General features: G+C 41.8%; 20 protein-coding genes. 3 read left to right on the top strand and 17 right to left on the bottom strand.

Annotated elements, in window-relative coordinates:
* Nucleotides 1-252 precede the first annotated feature (252 nt).
* The 6 genes from BABA_RS01905 to BABA_RS01880 all read right to left on the bottom strand — a co-directional run bounded on the left by BABA_RS01905 (nt 253) and on the right by BABA_RS01880 (nt 5216).
* A complete protein-coding gene (locus BABA_RS01905; RefSeq protein ID WP_083865243.1) occupies nt 253-2325 on the bottom strand; it encodes a heavy metal translocating P-type ATPase in 2073 nt (690 codons plus the stop codon).
* The gene (locus tag BABA_RS01900; RefSeq protein ID WP_007083428.1) at nt 2318-2689 is read right to left on the bottom strand and encodes an ArsR/SmtB family transcription factor; all 372 of its coding nucleotides are present in this window, start codon (nt 2687-2689) and stop codon (nt 2318-2320) included. Before BABA_RS01900 ends, BABA_RS01905 begins: the two co-directional genes overlap by 8 nt.
* A gap of 121 nt (nt 2690-2810) precedes the next feature.
* Entirely contained in the window at nt 2811-3626 is an 816-nt protein-coding gene (locus BABA_RS01895; protein ID WP_007083427.1) for an energy-coupling factor ABC transporter ATP-binding protein, read from the bottom strand.
* The gene (locus BABA_RS25920) at nt 3626-4312 is read right to left on the bottom strand and encodes an energy-coupling factor transporter transmembrane component T family protein (RefSeq protein ID WP_007083426.1); all 687 of its coding nucleotides are present in this window, start codon (nt 4310-4312) and stop codon (nt 3626-3628) included. Before BABA_RS25920 ends, BABA_RS01895 begins: the two co-directional genes overlap by 1 nt.
* Nucleotides 4309-4584 (bottom strand): PDGLE domain-containing protein, encoded by a 276-nt coding sequence (locus BABA_RS01885; RefSeq protein ID WP_007083425.1) that lies wholly within the window; start codon nt 4582-4584, stop codon nt 4309-4311. Before BABA_RS01885 ends, BABA_RS25920 begins: the two co-directional genes overlap by 4 nt.
* Nucleotides 4581-5216, bottom strand: coding sequence for an energy-coupling factor ABC transporter permease (locus BABA_RS01880; RefSeq protein WP_007083424.1), 636 nt, complete (start codon nt 5214-5216; stop codon nt 4581-4583). The genes BABA_RS01885 and BABA_RS01880 overlap by 4 nt, the downstream gene beginning before the upstream one ends.
* Nucleotides 5217-5292: 76 nt before the next feature.
* On the opposite strand from BABA_RS01880, the gene nikR reads away from it, so the two are divergent.
* Nucleotides 5293-5712, top strand: a complete 420-nt coding sequence (gene nikR, locus BABA_RS01875) for a nickel-responsive transcriptional regulator NikR (RefSeq protein ID WP_007083423.1) — start codon at nt 5293-5295, stop codon at nt 5710-5712.
* Between the two features lie 130 nt (nt 5713-5842).
* Here nikR and cydS read toward each other — a convergent pair whose 3' ends face one another.
* From cydS to BABA_RS01855, 5 genes are all read right to left on the bottom strand, one after another.
* Complete coding sequence (gene cydS, locus BABA_RS28460) at nt 5843-5929, bottom strand: cytochrome bd oxidase small subunit CydS family protein (RefSeq protein ID WP_420805971.1); 87 nt, start codon at nt 5927-5929, stop codon at nt 5843-5845.
* A 33-nt stretch (nt 5930-5962) separates the two neighbouring features.
* Entirely contained in the window at nt 5963-6988 is a 1026-nt protein-coding gene (locus BABA_RS01870; RefSeq protein ID WP_007083422.1) for a cytochrome d ubiquinol oxidase subunit II, read from the bottom strand.
* Nucleotides 6985-8331, bottom strand: coding sequence for a cytochrome ubiquinol oxidase subunit I (locus BABA_RS01865; protein WP_007083421.1), 1347 nt, complete (start codon nt 8329-8331; stop codon nt 6985-6987). The genes BABA_RS01870 and BABA_RS01865 overlap by 4 nt, the downstream gene beginning before the upstream one ends.
* A 259-nt stretch (nt 8332-8590) precedes the next feature.
* The gene (locus tag BABA_RS01860) at nt 8591-9373 is read right to left on the bottom strand and encodes a cytochrome c oxidase assembly protein (RefSeq protein WP_007083420.1); all 783 of its coding nucleotides are present in this window, start codon (nt 9371-9373) and stop codon (nt 8591-8593) included.
* A gap of 148 nt (nt 9374-9521) precedes the next feature.
* Nucleotides 9522-10115, bottom strand: coding sequence for a putative ABC transporter permease (locus BABA_RS01855; RefSeq protein WP_007083419.1), 594 nt, complete (start codon nt 10113-10115; stop codon nt 9522-9524).
* Nucleotides 10116-10332: 217 nt separating this feature from the next.
* On the opposite strand from BABA_RS01855, the gene BABA_RS01850 reads away from it, so the two are divergent.
* Complete coding sequence (locus BABA_RS01850) at nt 10333-11058, top strand: ABC transporter ATP-binding protein (RefSeq protein ID WP_007083418.1); 726 nt, start codon at nt 10333-10335, stop codon at nt 11056-11058.
* Entirely contained in the window at nt 11055-12110 is a 1056-nt protein-coding gene (locus BABA_RS01845; protein ID WP_007083417.1) for an ABC transporter permease, read from the top strand. Before BABA_RS01850 ends, BABA_RS01845 begins: the two co-directional genes overlap by 4 nt.
* Nucleotides 12111-12151: 41 nt before the next feature.
* On the opposite strand, the gene BABA_RS01840 is transcribed toward BABA_RS01845, so the two are convergent.
* From BABA_RS01840 to BABA_RS01815, 6 genes are all read right to left on the bottom strand, one after another.
* Nucleotides 12152-12745, bottom strand: coding sequence for an NADPH-dependent FMN reductase (locus BABA_RS01840; protein ID WP_007083416.1), 594 nt, complete (start codon nt 12743-12745; stop codon nt 12152-12154).
* A gap of 552 nt (nt 12746-13297) precedes the next feature.
* Entirely contained in the window at nt 13298-14656 is a 1359-nt protein-coding gene (locus BABA_RS01835) for a PepSY-associated TM helix domain-containing protein (RefSeq protein ID WP_007083415.1), read from the bottom strand.
* A gap of 480 nt (nt 14657-15136) precedes the next feature.
* Nucleotides 15137-16558, bottom strand: coding sequence for a sensor histidine kinase (locus tag BABA_RS01830; RefSeq protein ID WP_007083414.1), 1422 nt, complete (start codon nt 16556-16558; stop codon nt 15137-15139).
* Nucleotides 16528-17202, bottom strand: a complete 675-nt coding sequence (locus BABA_RS01825; protein WP_040344891.1) for a response regulator transcription factor — start codon at nt 17200-17202, stop codon at nt 16528-16530. The genes BABA_RS01830 and BABA_RS01825 overlap by 31 nt, the downstream gene beginning before the upstream one ends.
* Entirely contained in the window at nt 17195-18166 is a 972-nt protein-coding gene (locus BABA_RS01820) for a YncE family protein (RefSeq protein WP_007083412.1), read from the bottom strand. The genes BABA_RS01825 and BABA_RS01820 overlap by 8 nt, the downstream gene beginning before the upstream one ends.
* An 83-nt stretch (nt 18167-18249) precedes the next feature.
* Nucleotides 18250-19032, bottom strand: coding sequence for a FixH family protein (locus BABA_RS01815; protein ID WP_007083411.1), 783 nt, complete (start codon nt 19030-19032; stop codon nt 18250-18252).
* Between the last annotated feature and the right edge of the window lie 384 nt (nt 19033-19416).

Here is a 19416-nt window from a genome sequence, read left to right as displayed (position 1 = left end):
AGATGGTGAAGCCATTCTTATTGGAAAATCAATGCGCGAATAAATTGGTGAAATTCGCGAATAAACGGGCTAGATTCGCGAGTAAACCCAGCGGATTCGCAAATAAACCCGGAAGATTCGCAAATAAACTTAAGTTTGATTAAGCGTATGCCTGTGAAATTTATTTTATCAGCGAAAAATGAGGTTATATCAGTAAACTTTCCCCATTTATTGGCGATTTCAACTACTTTATCAGCGAATTTTAAAAAATGGCTATTCTTTTACCCGCAGCAGCCTTAAACCATTAAATGTAACTAGCAATGTCACCCCCATATCGGCAAAAATCGCAATCCACAGGGTCAGCCAGCCTGGAACGACCAACAGAAGAGCCGCCAGTTTTACGACAAGTGATAACGTGATATTTTGCTTGATAATCCGTAATGTTTTCCGGCTTAGTTTAATGGTAAACGGCAGCTTTTTTAAGTCGTCATTCATTAAGGCAATGTCAGCTGTTTCTAAAGCGGTATCCGTACCAGCCCCGCCCATCGCAATCCCCACGGTCGCCGTGGCGAGTGCCGGTGCATCATTGACCCCATCGCCGACCATCGCTACACTACCAAACTGTGACTTTAATTTTTTTATAAAAGTCAATTTATCCTCTGGCAGCAGCTCCGCCTGCACAGCGGTAATGCCGACATGACGGCCAATGGAAGCGGCCGTTGCCTTGTTGTCTCCAGTCAACATAAACGTATGCTGAATGCCCTGTTGACGGAGCCGCTCCATAACGGCACGGCTGCTAGCGCGGACTTCGTCAGCAACTGCAATTAAACCGAGGATTTCCAAAGACGCCGTTCCTACAATCATTACGGTTTTGCCCTCATTTTGCAGAACTGAGATTTGGTCGTCAATTTCCGAAGGGATTGATTCGAACAGTTTTGTATTCCCAACTCGGTACTCGACACCGTTTACCACCCCTTTAATGCCCTTACCTGTAATTGAGGTAAACTCCGTAACCTCCACAACATTACTTTCAAGGTATGCTGCTTTTCTGATAATGGCACTGGCGAGCGGGTGCTGCGACTTGGTTTCGAGTGCAGCAATAATCACAAGCAGATTCTCATCACCGCTATAGTTGATGAAATCCGTCACAACCGGCGACCCTTTTGTCAACGTACCCGTTTTATCAAACGCAATTGCCTTTACCGCACCTAATTCCTCTAAATAGCTGCCACCCTTAATGAGCACCCCGTTACGTGCTGCGTTTCCGATTGCTGTAACGATGGCTACTGGGGTAGAAATCACCAGCGCACATGGACAGCCAACTACTAAAACGGCGAGACCCTGATAAATCCATTCCTGCCAGCTAGCCGCGAATAATAGCGGCGGTACCACAGCAACGAGTGCCGCGATTAGCATAATAACGGGTGTGTAGTATTTCGCAAACCGGTCGACAAACTGCTGGGATGGCGCCTTTTCTGCCTGCGCCTCCTCCACTAAATGAATGATTTTCGCAATAGCCGTGTCATCAACGAGCCGGCTGACCTTTATTTTTAAAAATCCTTCTTCATTTAACGTACCCGCGAACACTTCATCATTGACCGCTTTTTCAACAGGCACGGATTCGCCTGTGATCGCCGCTTGATTGATAGAGGAATGGCCGTCGACAATGATTCCATCCATGGCAATCATTTGCCCCGGTTTCACAAGCATCAAATCGCCAACCTCAATATCTTCTGCCTTTAGCAAAATTTCTTTGCCGTTCCTGACAACGACGGCTTCCGTTGGTGCCATTTCCATCAGCGAGCGAATCGAATTCCTTGCCTTATCCATGGAGTATCGTTCAAGAACCTCGCTAATCGCGAACAAGATGACAACAACGGCCCCCTCGCTCCATTCCCCAATAATGGCCGCACCGATAATCGCGATGGTCATCAGCGTTTTCATGTCAAAATCAAGATGGATTAAATTTTTCAGTCCGATTTTAAATAGTGGATAGCCCCCAAATAAAATGGCCGCGGCAAATAGGATGTTTTCGGAAAAAATAGTTCCGGCAGCGAGAAAAAGTAATGATAGCCCGAGCAGTCCAAACCGTTTCCAAATCGGTTCCTTTGGTGCGACAGGTGGTTTTTCTTTTTCCGGAAAAATCGTTAATTTTTCAAAAGCTCCTGCTTCATGCAGTTGTTCTATGGTGGTGCTTCCGAATACGGTCAGTTTGGAGGCACCAAAGTTTACCTTTGCATCCACAACACCATCCAGGTGCTGTACGTTCTTTTCGAACTTTGCGGCGCAGCTCGTTCAGGAAAAGCCTTGAACACGATAGACTTGTTTTTCAATCGATTCACTCACGACCTGCCACCTCCTTCTGATGTGCCACCGCGATATGGATTAATTGTTTCACATGATCATCATCAAGTGAATAATAGGCAAGTTTACCCTCTTTGCGGTATTTTGCAAGGCCTAGTCCCTTTAAATGCCTTAGGTGATGGGAAGCTGTCGCCGTTGTAGCCCCAACAATATTGGCCACATCGCAGACACAAAGCTCATCTTCTAGCGTCAAGGCATAGGCAATTTTCATCCGAGTTTCATCCGCTAACGCTTTAAAAAGCTTACTAACTTCAAGAATATGGCTCCCTTTTTCAAGGTGCCGCTGAACTCGAGTGGTTTTTTTACTATCCACACAAGCAATCTCGCAAACATCATGCTCTTTCATGCAGATCACTTCCTTCATTCAAATGTTCATTTGATTATATGATATTCAAATGGAGGTTTGAATGTCAATGGCTTTACTTTTTTTTACAAAAAAATAGAGAGAACGATTTCGTCCTCTCCATTTATATTTTCGATGCTAACCATTTTTTCGCTTCTTCAACGCGAATCGGCATTTCATCTTTATTCCCTTTCCAAACGGCTGTCATCAACTCGACAATCGGCGGCAGCGTTAAATTCGCCTGTTTCATCAGATCATGGCGCTGAAAAAGGTCTCTTGCCTGAAACAAGCCTAAACATTGACCTTGATGAATGACAATCACATCCTCCGCCCATTCGGCCACAAACTGCATATCATGAGTGGTCACAATTACTGTCTTTCCCTGTTCCTGCAACAGCTGTAAAATCGAGGCCATTCGTTCTTTTCCTAAGGGATCCAGAAAGGCCATCGGCTCATCTAAAATAAACACGTCCGTCTCCATCGCAAGCACACCGGCAACGGTGACGTGCTTTTTTTGCCCGTAGCTTAGCTCAGATGGATTTTCCGCAAGTAAATGCTCAATTCCTACTAGCTTACTATACTTAGCGACTCTTTCCTGAACTTCATCGTCCGTGACATCCATCTGCACAGGTCCAAACGCAATATCATCGGACACTGTTAATGATATCAGCTGGTCGTCTGGGTCTTGAAAGACGATACCGACATGCTTATATAATTCTTTCCGTACCCTTTTATCAAGCTTCTGCTCATGGAAAAAGATATCCCCTTGCTGCTGGGCGTACAGACCGTTCAAATGAAACAAAACCGTTGACTTACCGGCACCGTTTGCACCGACAATCGCTGTTTTCCTGCCCTCGCAAATCGAAAAGGAGATGTCTCTTAGTATCGGCTTGTCCTTCGTATAGCCATATGATACATGCTGAAATCGAAATATATCCATTATTGCTTTCCTCCTGCAAAAAACAAGCTGAGAAGACTGCCAACCCACAGTACACCATGCAGCCACTCATATTTAGGCACGGATTCTGTTCTAATGGACTTGCGTTCTCCTTTGTAGCCCTTGCTTAACATCCCTAAATAAATCCGTTCGGATCGTTGAAACGATCGCAGCAGCAGGCTACCCAGCAGCCCGCCCAGTACTCGATACTTTTTTATTTGAAACCAATGCCCCGTATAAAACCCCCTGCTTCGAAGACTTAACAGCATATGTCGTACTTCTCCGCGGAACACGTCCATAAATCGTAAGGTAAACATAATTAATTCGATGAAAATAGCTGGCAGCCGCAGTTCAGCTAACACTTGTAAAAAAGCTGGAACCCCCATGCGATAAAACATAAAAGTGAGCACCTGTGCAACAAACAGCAAGCGGCCGCTGTATTGAAGTGCTTTGATCCAGCCATGTCCTCCTTCATATAACGGAAAAAATAAAAACGTAAACAGCATAAAAAAAGCAATTGGTTTAAGCTGTTTGATAAAAGCCTGAATTGGTACACGATAAATTAGCAGTAGCAGTGTCCCGATCACGAGATTTCCCCCAATGATCAAAAGCTCCTTCGGCAAGACCCCGAGAATAATCATCAATAGGGACATCACCACCTTAACCTTATGATTTGGCAAGCTGATCATCGGCGTTTTCCAGCTAATTTTCCAAGCAAGACAAAGATGCTAAATGTTAAGGCGACACCAATGATACCCGCAAGACTTGAAGACAGCCAGGAATTCATACCTGGGATGGCGTAATCTGGAAGCGGGGAATGCAGATACGATGTTGCCCTGTCAATAAATCCAAGCTGTTCGCCTGCCTTTTCATATCCATCCGGATGTCCCGAAGCTAGTAAAGAAACTGCTCCGGCAATCACTACCGCTGCCATAATCCAAAGATAGATTCGTTTCTTCATGATGAATGCTCCTCCCCTCTTCTAAGGAAAAAAGATGAGCGGCGCGCAAACGGAACGACCGCTGCCGTGATCAAGCCTTCCCCTATGCCAATGATTGCATGCCAAAGAATAAGTGTTTTAAGTGCCAGCTGATAGGATACAACATCTGACGCTCCGAGCTGAAGAGCAGCAACTATCGATGTAACAACAACCGACACCCAGCCAGCGATAAAAACCAGTGCCGATACAGGTATTTTACTTTTTCCTAAAAGTTTATAAACAAGCGTTGCTGCTAGCGGTGCAAGGATCGCCATATTCAGGATATTGACACCGAGTACACTGATGCCGCCATCCTGGAACACGATTGCTTGAATCGTGACGACAGTCGTCATAATAAGCGTAGTCGGCCAAAAGCCAAAAAGATAGGCTGCCAGCGCCCCGCCAATCAAATGACCTGATGCCGCCGCTCCTAATAGTGGAAAATTCACCATTTGCGCGGCAAAGATAAAGGCAGCCATAACGCCCATAATGGGGACAGCCGTCTGCTCAAGATTGTTTTTCGATTCTTGAACGCTTTTTGCAAGAACTGCAACAGATACAACTGCACCTGCTGCTAAAATAGTGGGACTTAAAATCCCGTCAGGAATATGCATATCAATTCTCCTTTTCCCTTTTTCTATTAAAATATTTATAATATGGTTATGAAATACGCATAGGAGGAACAAAACATTGACATCAAAAAACTTAAGCCGGTTTGGCGTTTCGATGGAAGAAAGCTTACTAGAACGCTTTGACCAATTAATCGAAGAGAAAGGATATAAAACCCGTTCTGAAGCTGTCCGTGATTTAGTCCGTGAAAAGTTAGTCCAACAAAAATGGGAGCAAGATGATCAGGAGGTTGCTGGGTGTCTGTTACTCTTTTATGACCATCATCAACGCCATCTAATGGGAGAACTGACCACGATTCAGCATGACTATCATGATGCCATTCTCGCAACGACACATTTTCATCTTGATCATCATAATTGCCTCGAGATGATTGTCGTACGTGGAAATGCTCAAGAAATCCGTACGTTACGAGACAAATTACTTAGTTTAAAAGGGGTAAAATATGGAGAACTGTCTGTTTCTCCTGTATCCGAACCTTAATCGTGTTACTTTCCAATTAAATCGTAACACCAATTTATGTTATTGCATTATGTTTTATGTGTCAATTTTTAAATTTAATTGTAAAAGGAGAGCAATTGGTGCTCTCCTTTGGGTTGTTGCCGAATATATTTTATTTTTCCAAAACACTATCTTTCAGGGCAGCCCAGAAAGAAACCACAATGGAAGCGATCAGCACCAAAAACGGTGCATAAAACATTAGGAATTCATCAAACACAGCGGCAGTCCTCCTTTATGCATGATCATTGCGATCACCTTGAACATAAGCCTTATTAAACAAGAACAGTTTGAGCAGCAAATAAAGCGATGGCAGGAGCAGGCAAAGCCCGGCAATAAAGGCAATCACGAGCGCGGTAGCCATTGCCTGATTCGTAAAGCTGTCATAAAGCGTTAAATACGGATACATTAAATACGGATAATGTGAAATTCCGTAAGCCAAAAAGGCGAGTGTAAATTGTCCAATCAATAGCCAAAACGCAAAGCCATAGGCAAGCCGCTGCCAAAGTAAATAAACCGTTCCCGCAAACAAAACCAAGGATAAGCCAAAAAGCCACCAGAGATCCACTAATCGCTCGTAATGTTCAGGATTATGATTCTTCATCTCCACAATAATGCCGGCAGCGGTAATGATGGCTGGCCCCGCCCAAACAAGCGCATATTTTCGCAGCAGGTTTGCCGCGTGCTTGTCTTTCGCTTTTTGGGCATACCATGTTAAAAAAACGGCGGAAATGTACAAGACAGATGTCAGACTGAGGGCAACAATACTCCAAGACAACGGACTCGTAAACAAAGTCCAATAATCGAGTACAGGTCCAGAATCCTCCATGGTGACAAAGCCGCCCTCGGAAATCACCAATACGATGGATAACGAGGCTGGAATAAATAACCCAGTCAAACCGTAAAGTATAGTGTAGCGTTTTTGCTTAAATCCGCCATAGGTAGTAAACGCATAATAGGCACCTCGAATCGCCAGCAATATAATGGCGATGCTTGCCGGAACAAGTAAGGTTGAGCCAAAATAATAAGCTGTCTTTGGAAAAAAACCGACAATCCCGACGAAGAAAAAAACAAGAAAAACATTCGTCACTTCCCAAACAGGAGATAAATACCGTTGAATAATCTTTGTTAATACATGACCCTTGCCCGTTAATGTACTGAAAGCATTAAAAAACCCGGCGCCAAAGTCAATCGAGGCAACAATGATATAACCGAATAGAAAGATACCAAGTACGGTAATACCGAGAATTTCAAGTGTCATTTCATCTCACCCGCCCTATCTGCTGCCCGGTCAGCTAATTCCCGTTCCACTGGATTACGGCGGAACATCTGCCATAATGCGAATACACTGCCAATCCCAAGGACGAGGTATAATCCTGCAAACAACCAAAGCATTGTATCCACCTGTCCACTTGTCGTTGCCGCATCTTTTGTCCGTAAAATCCCGCGCAATACCCACGGCTGACGCCCAACCTCGTCGAGCCACCAGCCCGCTTCAATTGCGATAATTGACAAGGGGCCGCCAAGCACCATCAGCCATCTAAACCATTTTGTCTCACTAAACGGCCATTTCCGCCATGTTCCGATAACATACACAAATGATAGGGCAGACATCCACATCCCAATGGTCACCATAATATCAAACATATAATGGATATAAAGCGGCGGCACGTCTGATTTCTTAAATTGGTCTAAGCCAATGACCTCCGCATTCGGATTGCTGTGCGCTAAGAAACTCAGACCAAATGGGATTTTAATCGCATATTTTATTTCTCCGTCATCTAAGACACCGTACAATATCAGCGGTGCTCCTTTTTCTGTTTCAAAATGCCACTCCGCTGCGGCTAATTTTTCCGGCTGATATTCCGCTAAATACTTTCCGGAAAAATCTCCAAGGATCGCTGTTGCAATCGAAAAAATAAGTCCGAGCTTCATTGTTAAAAATAACGCCTTTTGATGGTATACCTGATTCGAACCTTTCAGCAGACGAAAAGCACCTATGGAGGCCAGTACAAACGCCGAAGTCATATAGGCGGTTACCACGACATGAGCCACTTTTGTTGGCATTGCCGGGTTAAACATCGCCAAGAGCGGGCTTACATTCACCAGTTCACCCTTCACTAGGTCAAACCCTTGCGGTGCATTCATAAATGCATTCACAATGGTGATAAACACAGCGGAAAAGGAAGCTCCCAACGCGACGGGAATCAGCAGCAGCAGGTGCTTTTTCTGATTTTCAAATCGATCCCACGTATATATGTAGATTCCTAAAAATATTGCTTCAAAAAAGAAAGCGAAGGTTTCCATGAATAATGGCAGGGCAATCGTATTTCCCGCCAGCTCCATAAATTTCGGCCATAACAGCGAGAGCTGCAGGCCGATAGCGGTCCCAGTTACAACCCCGACCGCCACGGTAATAACAAACCCCCGCGTCCATCTACGAGCTAGTACGATATAATGTTCGTCATTCTTCTTAATCCCGACCCAGTGAGCAATCATGATCAACAGCGGTATACCAACACCGATGGTTGCATAAATGATGTGGAAGGATAAGGTTAATTCTGTTAAAACACGGCTAAAAAATACGGATTCTTCCATTCCCATACGCTACCCTCCTTTTCTCAGCTTGAAACAATCCTGCCAATAATCGCTAGTCCTAGTATGGTAGCAACAATAAAGGACAGCCAAATGAGTTTCCGTTCTTGGTTTTTATAAATGGGATTTCGCCTCCCAATCCTTAGATTGTAAACACTTCTCTATTACTATACCCATATTTTGTTACTAACTGAGAACTAATTGCTAAGGAATGCTTCGAATTTTAATCATGCAAAAATCCATTTACAGAAAAGGGAGGAACGGTTTGTTAACCATCCCTCCCCCAGTCATGCATCTGTACTTTTTTCCCGAGGCGCACGGTCACAATGAGCGCAAATTTATGCATTCCGAGCATGAGAAATCCCGCCATCATTTGGTCAAGTCTGGTGTTGAACGGTGCTGGAAGTAGATTGAAAGAACTAAATTCAGAGGGTGTAAAGCAAAGTGTTGCGGTCATTTGCGCAAGCAGAGGGTTATTCACCTCGCCCAGGCTAGCATTAAAGATAAATAGAATACAAGCAGGCAGCAATAACAGCCCGCTCAACATGGCATAGCGTTCATTCTGCCCGTTTACAATGGGTCGCCACATACTAAAGGAGGTGTACAGCAGAACGAGCAAATAGCTATTATGAACATTCGAATGCTGCGAAAGAAAGGTTAAAATGACTCCCATATGGTACAGCAGGAACAGGATTGCAAAGGTGTATAGTGCAGCGGGAGGGGGGAGGAAAATTTTGTTTATTCGTGTGCTCTTAGTGAGCCAGGAGTCCCGCATTCCTAACAGAAGTAGCGGTGGAATGATGAAATATAGCATACTCATTTGGATCATGTGCAAACTGAACGAGAGATGACTGATGGTGGATAAAGGACTGCCGACCGTTATATAGAGTAAACCCAAGCCGAGGAAAAAAAGGATAGGTTGTTTAGGATGAATTTTTCCTTTTGTAAAGTTCACCAATAAGAAACCGTATAGCACACCCGCCATAATAAAACCAGCTAATAAAGGGGTGTTCCACAACAATTGACCTTGGAGCCAAAAATCATCGAACATGCACTATCTTCCCTCCCTCTGCTATATACTGCATTTTTAGAGAAAGATCCTTTTACTAACTTTAAAGTATATGTCGGTTCATGCGAATTATGTCAAACGGGCTGCCCCAATTTTAGCCCTCATGAACCCCTCATGAGGGCTAAATATCCTACTGAATGGGGTTAGTCGGTTCATCTGAAAGAAAGTTCTGCAGCGAATGCCTCCGTACCGCTAAAACGAGGTCGGCAAGGAAATATAGCCCGGCGGCTGACCAAACCCATGCCCAATAAGGTTCTATGACCCCATACATGGAAGCAATTGCCGGATGAATCCATTTTACAACTGCAAGGGACAAGAAAACCCAGCAAATGGAGAAGGGCAGACAAATATGGCCATGCAGCTGCATCGGTGTACCCGAATAATCCCACCATTGTTTATGAAAAAATTTTTGGAGCATCGCCCCACTTACATATTCCACTAGTGTTGGAATGAAAAAGCATAATAGGATCATCATGAGCCCATTTGTTTCGGGGGAAATCAAATAAACCAACAGTACCGGGGCAAAGCCGTACATCGGTTTAAAGGGGCCATATAGAAAATTTTCTTTGAAAAATTCCCGCTTAGTGAAGAAGCTGTAACTATTTTCAAGCAGCCAGCCAAAAAACGAATACACCGTGAAATAGAACACGATGGCCGCAGCTCCTTCAATCGTAAGAATTTCAAAATTTTGAACCGTAAAACCTTGCAACAAGCTCATCAACATGGCTCAACCACCTTTCGTAAATGGTAAATTTTCCACTTTATGTTTAACGGTTGGCCTTCCAAATATACAAAAATTTTCCGCAAAAATCGGTGTCAGGCACCATCTTACATTTTACACCAATTGTTCATTGTAATTTATGACTGGCCATTTTACTATTAGGGTAGAAAGATGGTCAACACGCTGTTCATTAACCGCGTGAATTAGAGGGGGCTTTCATGTGAATCCAACCATTAGAGTAGAGGAAGTCAATAAAAGCTTTGGGAAGAAGCCTGTTTTGAATGATGTCAATTTAACCATCCCGAAAGGCCAATTATTTGGGTTAATCGGCCCTTCAGGTGCTGGAAAAACAACGCTTGTCAAAATGATTGTCGGCATGGAAAAGGCCGATACAGGCTCGATCCATGTTTTAGGGGAAAGGATGCCGAATCTTGGCCTACTTCAGGAAATTGGTTATATGGCACAATCCGATGCCTTGTATGTAGAGTTAACAGGGGAAGAAAACTTGAAATTTTTTGCTTCACTCTACAGGTTAAGTAAAGGCGAACAAAAAAAGCGGATTGCTTACGTTGCTAACTTAGTCAACCTGACAGATGACCTAAAGAAGCGGGTAGCAGCCTATTCAGGCGGTATGAAACGGCGTTTATCCTTGGCCATTGCCCTTATCCAAGACCCAAAGGTATTAATTTTAGATGAACCAACAGTGGGAATTGATCCGGAATTGAAATTATCGATTTGGAAGGAATTTTTACGTCTGAAAAATGAAGAAGACAAAACCATTATCGTCACCACACATGTCATGGATGAGGCCGTTAAATGTGATTATGTCGCCATGGTTCGGGACGGCCGCATCTTAACGAGCGGCACTCCAAGTGAATTAAAGGCGTTATACGAAACAGACGATTTCGATGAGGTATTCCTGAAAGCAGGGGTGAAACGGCCATGAGAACATCGGCGCTAATCAAAAGGATTATACAGCAAATGCTTCGTGATAAACGTACGTTGGCCTTAATGTTTGTGGCTCCTTTATTAATTTTGACCCTAATGTACTTCTTATTTAATGGCAATACCGTGAAACCGACCATAGGCGTTGTTGGGGTTGATTCCAGTCTTGTAAAAGCCTTCAAAGAGGCGGACATAAAGGTAAAGGAATATGACACAGTAACGAAAAACACTGTAGTGGACGACGATCTTAATGGATTGCTGCAGCAGGAAAATGGCCAAATGAAATTAACGCTTCAGAATGACGATCCTAGTTCTGCCAAGGGGTTGCAAGCGAAAGTCAACCAAATGGTTTCAGCCCTTGCGGAAGGCAAACTCATCCAGCAAAATCCGGCATTAGCAGGAATGCTGCCAAAAAAGATTGAACCAAACTATGTGTATGGAAACAAAGACACGGTGTTTTTTGATGTATTAAGCCCTATTTTAGTCGGTTTCTTTGTCTTCTTCTTTGTTTTTATCATTTCTGGAATTGGTTTACTACGCGAGCGGACGACCGGGACGTTAGAACGGCTATTATCTACCCCGATTCGAAGAGGAGAAATTGTCAGCGCCTATTTGGTCGGCTATGGCCTATTTGCGGTGGTGCAAACGATTATTGTTGTTTTTTATTCGATCACTGTATTAGATATCGTGCTCGTTGGCTCGATATGGAATGTCCTTCTGATTAATTTGCTGTTAGCATTGGTGGCATTATCACTGGGAATATTGTTATCGACGTTTGCCGCTTCCGAGTTTCAAATGATGCAATTTATTCCGATTGCGGTTATTCCGCAAGTATTTTTCGCGGGGATTTTCCCACTTGAGGGAATGGCCGATTGGCTGCAGGTGATTGCAAAGGTGTTTCCAATGTATTATGCAGGCGATGCCTTAAGGGGCGTCATGTATAAGGGGTATAGTTTTAGTGAGATTGGCGGGGATCTTCTGGCATTAGTCGTATTCGCTGGTGTATTCATCCTGCTTAATATCTTTTCATTGAAAAAATACCGGAAATTATAGAAAAGAGGGGATGAGTGCTCATCCCCTCTTTTCTTATAACATTATCTAATTGTTTTTAATGCACCGCTCCATGCAACCACTTCGCCAAGCATTGCATTTACATTTGTCAGATGCAATTCAGCAGGTTTGAAGTCACTTCCGTTTTCAAAATCTGTGAATAAAGACAATGTTGGATGTGTGCGAACATCGGCAATTTTCAATTCTCCACAAATTCCTCGTAAGTGTTCTGCAGCACGAGCACCGCCGGTTGAACCATAGCTTACGATCCCAGCAGCTTTGTCATTCCATACTTCACGTGCAAAATCAAGGGCATTTTTTAATGCGCCTGTAATGCTGTGGTTGTATTCTTGTACAATGAATACGAAACCATCTAAGTTAGCAAGTTTTTGGTTCCATGCTGCGATGCCTGGTTCAGAACCGTCAGTTGTACCTAAGAATGGTAAATTGAAATCTGCAATATCAACGATTTCGTAATTTGCATCCCCACGTTTGTCAGCAATCCCTTTTACCCATTCTCCTACTTGTGGACTTACCCGTCCTTGACGTGTACTACCTAAAATAATACCAATGTTTAATTTTGTCATTGTCGTTTCCTCCTCAACTGTTTTCCCAAATAATTTATCCAAAAAACCCATGCCCTGCACCACCTTATGATAAAATCTCGGATTCTGCTATTATGAATTATGATATTCTTAATCCGAGATAATAATATTACATTTCCTCCCCACTGTCAACGATTTTATCTTTTAAGCAGTAAGGAGGATTAATTCCATGGAGAAAATAAAAAAACCACATAGCCAATATAGACTAAGTGGTGATCTTAGAAAGGGTGTCAGGTGTAATTTTTCATTAACTTCCGGAACGATATATTGACTTTACAATCTTTTGTATGCTGTTTTATTCATTTTTCTCCGGAATTGTAAAAACTCAATCAAAGCTTATTAATCGAATTTTCATTATTGCCGGAAAGAATAATATTAAGTTTAAGTTCATTACCACAAATGAACACTGTTTTAGCGCTGGCACCTTTTCCTTCACCTGGAAGAATAGAATCAATTCTGTTCTTCCAGGTGAAGGCCACCAAGCGAAGCGGGGTTGCAACTTTCAAAAATCAACGGTAAAATTCCGTTTTTGTCGAATTGTTTCTGTTTCCATTTTTTAGGGGCTTGACCGAGTTTTCTATACTATTAATTAAGACACTTTTTTCGTCTATTGATAAAATAAAAACTTCCTTCAAGAATAGCTACTAAAATCAAAGAAAGACCAAATAATGGCATTGCCAATCCTAATATTACCATGAAGGCAATGAATCCAATCGATATTCTGCTTGATGTTTTTGGTGGAACTGAAAATGAACTTTCTCTTTTGCGAGATAGCCACGTTTTAAATCCCCAAAAAATAACGAATAGGAAAGCAAGACAAACCGCTAAGTTAATTAACTTATTGGGCCATCCAAATAAATGACCTTCATGTAATGGAATACCCCATGTAAACCATTTTGCTAAAATGCCGTAATCCTCAAAGCCTACCTTCGAAATCAAATTCCCACTATATAGATCAAAATATGTTGTTACTTCATCATACGGGCTAACATCTAAGCCTGTTACACCAGTATTACTTCCTTTAGATACAGTAAAAACGCCGTCTTCACTTGTTGGATAAATAATTGAATATGGTTTCGAAATGTGCTCTTTCTCAACCTTATTCATTAATTCTTGAACACTTAACATAGTGCTGTTAGATGACATTCCTGGCATTGTAGCCATATCTTCATGATGTTCATGCCAATGAGTAGATGTTGGTGCCTCATTTTTACGAGTAGCCCATGGAATTTCACTCATATCCGATGTAGGAGGCTGCTGTGTTAATGTTGGATATCCAATTGAAGGATGTTCTTGAGCTGCTGAGTATATAAAATTGCCCATAAATGCTGACCAAGGTAAACCGGTAAAAATGATGATAATCATAGGAAGTGTAATAATTGTCCCTAACAAAGAATGCCATTTTTTATTTTTTTGTCGTTTCGTTGGATTCTTCTTCTTCTTCAATGCTTTTCCCTTAAATGTCATGTAAATTCCAGAAAACATTAAAAAAATGGCCCAACATGCAGCTAGTTCAACTAAATAATTTACAACTGTCCCACCTATTAAAAGTGAACTATGTGTTTCTCGCATAACATTAGAAAATGTATATTTCGCATTTTGACTACCGACTATTTGATAATTCTTATCTAAAAAGACATATTTTTGATCGCCATCTTTATTTTTCATCGTTAAGCGAGTATTATACGGATGTTCCAATAATATAACCTTCGAGACAGAGTAGTCTTTGTATTGTACCTCTGCTTTTTCTATTCCCTCATCAATGGTTAATTTTTGTGTTTTGGCACTGTCTTCAAAAAACAAATGATTGTAAGTATTATTTTCTACATTAGTATAGAATAAATAGCCAATTCCACTAAACGTTAATGTAATCAGCAATGGTGAAATAAATATTGCTGCATAAAAATGCCATCTCCAAAATCGATTATAATTACCTTTTCCCACTTCTAAACCCCCACCAATAGTTTCATTTTAATTGATTAAAAGACTGTAGCCTGTTTGTTGGCAACAATTATTTTATAACACCTAAATGTGAGAAAAGAGTGAAGTTTATTAAATTTTTTTTGGAGTTCATTTCATCTAATACAAAAAATAAGCAGAAGAATCATTCTATTAATGGTAATAACCGTACACATCTTAACTCCTCGTTAATACTAAAACCACAGCGTAACAATTATGTGAAAATATTAGAATCTATGCACCTTGTTTTGAGTAGTAATTAAAAGTAATTAATAATCACACTGCCTTTACATACATCATTAACAAAATGCCATAAACACTTAGACGATGCACCCGCCTAGGAGGATTTTTATTTTTATTTAATATTTCTTCCATTTTGTGCCTGACACCATGAAACGTGTTTCCAATAAACGAATTGACAACAAAATAGCAGTAAAGTATTAACCTTACTGCCCTTTTACGGAATTATTCAAATAAAGGCAGTTTCACAACAACCGTTGTACCGCCGCCTTCCTCAGATTCAATATTTAATTCCCCGTAATGTTTTTTAACAATCTGAAAAACAATCGCGAGGCCCAGCCCGGTTCCGCCCTCTTTTCGCGAACGGGCCCGATCGACGCGATAGAAACGTTCTACGACCTTTGGCAAGTCCTCCTTAGAGATGCCAGGTCCAAAATCTTGAATCATCAACACGGCAAAGGGCCCTTCCTCCGTTAAAATAATTCTGATTGGCTTACCCTTAGGCGCATACCGTATCGCATTATCAAGCAGATTGCTGACCACCTGCTCAAGCCGATCAGAGTCACCATTGACAATAATCTCATCATACAGATTCCGCACCAGTTGAATCGCTTTTTGTTGAGCAGACAATTCAAACCGATCGGCCACCTCCGAAATTAGCTGGGCAAACGGCAGCGGTTCATCCTTCATCGGATACGAGTCACCCTCCAACTGCGCCAGATCCAGCAAATCATGAACGAGCCGCTGCAACCTTTCCGTTTCGTTATGTATAATCGAAACATATTTTAGAGAAGCCTCCCGATCCCTTGCCACACCGTCGAGAATGGCCTCCGTGTATCCTTTCATATAGCTAAGCGGTGTCCGTAATTCATGGGAAACATTTTGCAAAAACTCCCTCCGCTTTTGATCGACGGCTTCCAATGAAGAGGCAAGAGTATTAAAAGAGGCGGCGAGATTCCCGACTTCATCTGTTTGTCGGGCCTCGATTCTTTTGGAAAAATCACCTTGGGACATTTTTCGCGAAATGGTTTCCATCTCTTTTAATGGTTTAATCAGCCTGTTTGTCATTTTATGCCCCATCCAGACTACAAGCGATAAAAGCAATACTAACGAAACCGCGAGCACAATGCGAATTGACTTAAACGGTTCGTAAATATCAGCAAGCGGCATATAAAGAAACAGTGCCCCTGTTAGTTGGTCTTTTTTCAATAATGGAATCGTAACCGCCAAAATATCCTGATGGAATCGTGGATGCTCGCGAATGAAAATAACCTTTTTCCCCGCGAGCAGCCGCTGTCTTTCATCAAACGTAATTAAATTGTTTTCGGCCAATTCATCATAAGGAATCCCCGCGCTTAACAGCATCGGGTCTTCAGTAAAAATCACCTTGGCATCAGAGCTGGCATCTGTCCATTGTACCCGTTTTTTAAACTCTGCCTTGTTCAACTCTTTATAATAAAATTTCCGAAGCTCTTCCCCTTGCATAATCAAGATTTCTTTTTGTTTTTCTACATAAAATTTCTCATACAAATAGTAGGTTAATCCCGTTCCAAACACAATCGCAATTACGGCTACGATGGTAATGGTCGTCCAAATTTTCTGCTTTAACCCAAGGTTTAGTCTTTGAATTTGTACCCCACTCCCCACACCGTTTTAATCAAATGACCTGCTGAACCAAGCTTAATTCTTAATGTTTTAATATGAGTATCAACGGTTCGTAATGTTCCTGTACTCTCCAGTCCCCACACATGGTCGAGCAACTGCTCCCGGGAAAAAACTTGTCCATTATGATTGAAAAAAAACTCCAGTAAACTAAATTCTTTACGCGTCAAATTTATTCTTTTTCCTTGGACTTTGGCGGTATGTCCTTCCAAATCAATTGACAGATCCCCTAGTTCCAGTACGTTCTGCCCTGGTTTAAAATCATTAGACCTTCTTAGCAATGCCTCTACGCGGGCGACTAATTCTTTTGGGCTGAACGGTTTCACTATGTAATCATCGGCACCGATTTTTAAACCATGAATCCGATCCAGCTCCGCGCTCTTTGCCGTCAGCATGATAATCGGGACCTTTGAGACCTCGCGAATTTTTTCACACACCGTAAAGCCGTCCATTTTCGGCATCATGATGTCCAAAATTACCAAATCAAACGCCCCTTGTTCCCACTGTGCCAACACTTCTATCCCATCCACAGCAGTAACCGTCTCGTAGCCTTCTTTTTCCAAATAGGACCCAACCAGCATCAGCATCTGCTCTTCATCATCAGCTATTAAAACTTTATATTTACTCATTTTCATCACCTAGAACCATCATATGTGGTCCGTTTTTTATCAGGATTTGCTTACTTTTAATAAAAGCCGTGCGGTCAATAATGGAAAGCGAGTCACCATCCAAACTTGTAACATAAATCCTGTGCTTGTCACCAATAATATCATTCGGATTGGCGCCAACCTTCAGCGGCTTGCTGGTGGACCTGTTCTTAATATCTATTTTATATACGCTGCTGGAGCCGTGGCAAATCGCATACACATATGAATTTGACGCGTCCCCGTAAAATCCAACCGGCATTACCCCAACTTTGACCCGATCTACTTCTTTTCCCGTTTCCGGATCGTACACATAAATATTATCGTTCAAAGACCCGTATGGCCCGTGGCCGCCAACCCAAACATATTTGCCATCAAAAAAGATCCCCTCTGGCCGCTCAACGATAGGAAAATGAGCAAGTTCTTTCTTTGTGTTAATATCGATGACAGAGATTGATGCACCTTTTACGTTTACAACATATAATAAATTCTTATTTTCGTTAAGTGCCATCGAATTCGGAAATTTACCTGTTTTTACTTCATCTGTAACTTTGCCCTTTTGAACGTCATAGAATCCAACCGTATTTTTCAAACCATTTGAAAAATAGAGCAGGTGGTCCTTCGGCCGGTATAACATCTCATTAACACCTTTACCGGTCTGTACTGATTTAGTAAGCGACCCCTCCTTTAATTGCAGTCGATAAAGTGAATCTTCGTTTTCCCCCGCCAGAATAATCGTATTAGGATTGATTTTTTCCATTGAAGTAATACGAAAGTTTAAGTCGTTTGCGGTTAATTTGCCTGTTTGTAGATCAACAAAGGAAATCTCCTGCTTTTTCAAATTAGAAATAACAAGGATGTCTTTCATTGATTGAGGGACTGAAAGTTTCTCTGTTTGACAGCCTGCTAAAAGAAATAAGATAAGTAAAAATGGACCGACTTTTTTCATCTAATCCCCCTCTCATTGTTGAAAAAATCAGTGCTTTTTCATTAATGGGAAATACGCCTGATGTTGAAATCAGGCGTAAACGTTTAGTGGACAGTTATAGTGTTTTCCTCATGTGTATGAATCTCGCCCTTTTCTACATGGACTTTGACCGTGTATTCTCCAGTGGTTGGGAAAGTAGTCTCTGCTGTATATTCTCCTGACTTATTTTCCTTCGTTTCGATAAATTCATGTTTTTCCTCATTGTCCTTCCAAACTTCAAATCTTACTCTTGCACTAGTTAAAGCAGAATTATCCTTTTGCAGATGTAAGGTTAAGGTTGTTTTTGCATTAGCTATTAAATCTTTGGCAGCCATAAAATGCATGGATACGCCCGCCGCGTCATGGTGATCGTGGTGATCGGAATTATGGCCTTCTTCATGATGTTCGGTGTTCTCGGCTTGGTCATCGGCAGCATTTGCATCCCCGACGGTAAATTCCTTTTGCGGCATATTGTGCATATCTCGAGCTGTTACGTGCGAAATCACAAAATACTTTCCTGCTTCCGGAAAGCTTTTTGTAATGGAGTAGACGCCATCACCTTTATGCTCCCCTTGAATCTTATCGTGTTCTTCCTGTCCGTCCTTCCAAATCTCAAACGTTACTTCATCAGCATTGTCCACTTTCTCTTTGCCTTGGGTTACCGTTGCACTAAATGTTACCTCTTTATTTGGCTGTGGATTTTCCGGATTGATTTTTAATCCAACGTCAATCATTTCCGGTGGCTGTTGATTTTGGCTGCTAGTGTCTTTTTCCTTACTGGTTCCGCATCCCGCGGCAATCACCATGATAGATACTACAAATAGCATCAGTAATGATTTATGTTTCATCGTTTCCACCCTTATCAATTTTGATTTTCACTCCTTTGTGGAGTAACCTCGTACATGAATGGAGTATAAAACACAAATGTGAAATCCTTGTGAAATATGATTGTCATTTATTTTACCTTTTTACATGGTGTTTTCCAAATTTCAGTTGAAAAAGGGGGGATGATGGGTCTTTACGTTACCCTGCTTGTGAATTTATTGTATTTCACAAGTAAATTAGCAAGTTTATATAAATCTTTCTCAATTTCTAATTTTGTTTTAAGATTCTTATTTATATCACCAAGAGACTAAATCCAATTGGCATAATAATAACCATTACTTAACGCAACACGTTGTATATAACCGGATAAACTTTCACATTCAAAAGGTGGTGGTACTGGTAGTAGA

The organism is Neobacillus bataviensis LMG 21833 (genome assembly GCF_000307875.1).
Classification (GTDB): Bacteria; Bacillota; Bacilli; order Bacillales; family Cytobacillaceae; genus Neobacillus; species Neobacillus bataviensis.
This window is presented reverse-complemented; position numbering and strand designations above follow the sequence as displayed.

Bases quoted from the DNA above. Each gene is read 5' to 3' on its own strand.
- BABA_RS01900 (WP_007083428.1), bottom strand. From the start codon at position 2,689: ATGAAAGAGCATGATGTTTGCGAGATTGCTTGTGTGGATAGTAAAAAA.
- BABA_RS01895 (WP_007083427.1), bottom strand. From the start codon at position 3,626: ATGGATATATTTCGATTTCAGCATGTATCATATGGCTATACGAAGGAC.
- BABA_RS25920 (WP_007083426.1), bottom strand. From the start codon at position 4,312: ATGATCAGCTTGCCAAATCATAAGGTTAAGGTGGTGATGTCCCTATTG.
- BABA_RS01885 (WP_007083425.1), bottom strand. From the start codon at position 4,584: ATGAAGAAACGAATCTATCTTTGGATTATGGCAGCGGTAGTGATTGCC.
- BABA_RS01880 (WP_007083424.1), bottom strand. From the start codon at position 5,216: ATGCATATTCCTGACGGGATTTTAAGTCCCACTATTTTAGCAGCAGGT.
- cydS (WP_420805971.1), bottom strand. From the start codon at position 5,929: ATGTTTTATGCACCGTTTTTGGTGCTGATCGCTTCCATTGTGGTTTCT.
- BABA_RS01870 (WP_007083422.1), bottom strand. From the start codon at position 6,988: ATGACACTTGAAATTCTCGGTATTACCGTACTTGGTATCTTTCTATTC.
- BABA_RS01865 (WP_007083421.1), bottom strand. From the start codon at position 8,331: ATGGGAATGGAAGAATCCGTATTTTTTAGCCGTGTTTTAACAGAATTA.
- BABA_RS01860 (WP_007083420.1), bottom strand. From the start codon at position 9,373: ATGTTCGATGATTTTTGGCTCCAAGGTCAATTGTTGTGGAACACCCCT.
- BABA_RS01855 (WP_007083419.1), bottom strand. From the start codon at position 10,115: ATGTTGATGAGCTTGTTGCAAGGTTTTACGGTTCAAAATTTTGAAATT.
- BABA_RS01845 (WP_007083417.1), top strand. From the start codon at position 11,055: ATGAGAACATCGGCGCTAATCAAAAGGATTATACAGCAAATGCTTCGT.
- BABA_RS01840 (WP_007083416.1), bottom strand. From the start codon at position 12,745: ATGGGTTTTTTGGATAAATTATTTGGGAAAACAGTTGAGGAGGAAACG.
- BABA_RS01825 (WP_040344891.1), bottom strand. From the start codon at position 17,202: ATGAGTAAATATAAAGTTTTAATAGCTGATGATGAAGAGCAGATGCTG.
- BABA_RS01820 (WP_007083412.1), bottom strand. From the start codon at position 18,166: ATGAAAAAAGTCGGTCCATTTTTACTTATCTTATTTCTTTTAGCAGGC.
- BABA_RS01815 (WP_007083411.1), bottom strand. From the start codon at position 19,032: ATGAAACATAAATCATTACTGATGCTATTTGTAGTATCTATCATGGTG.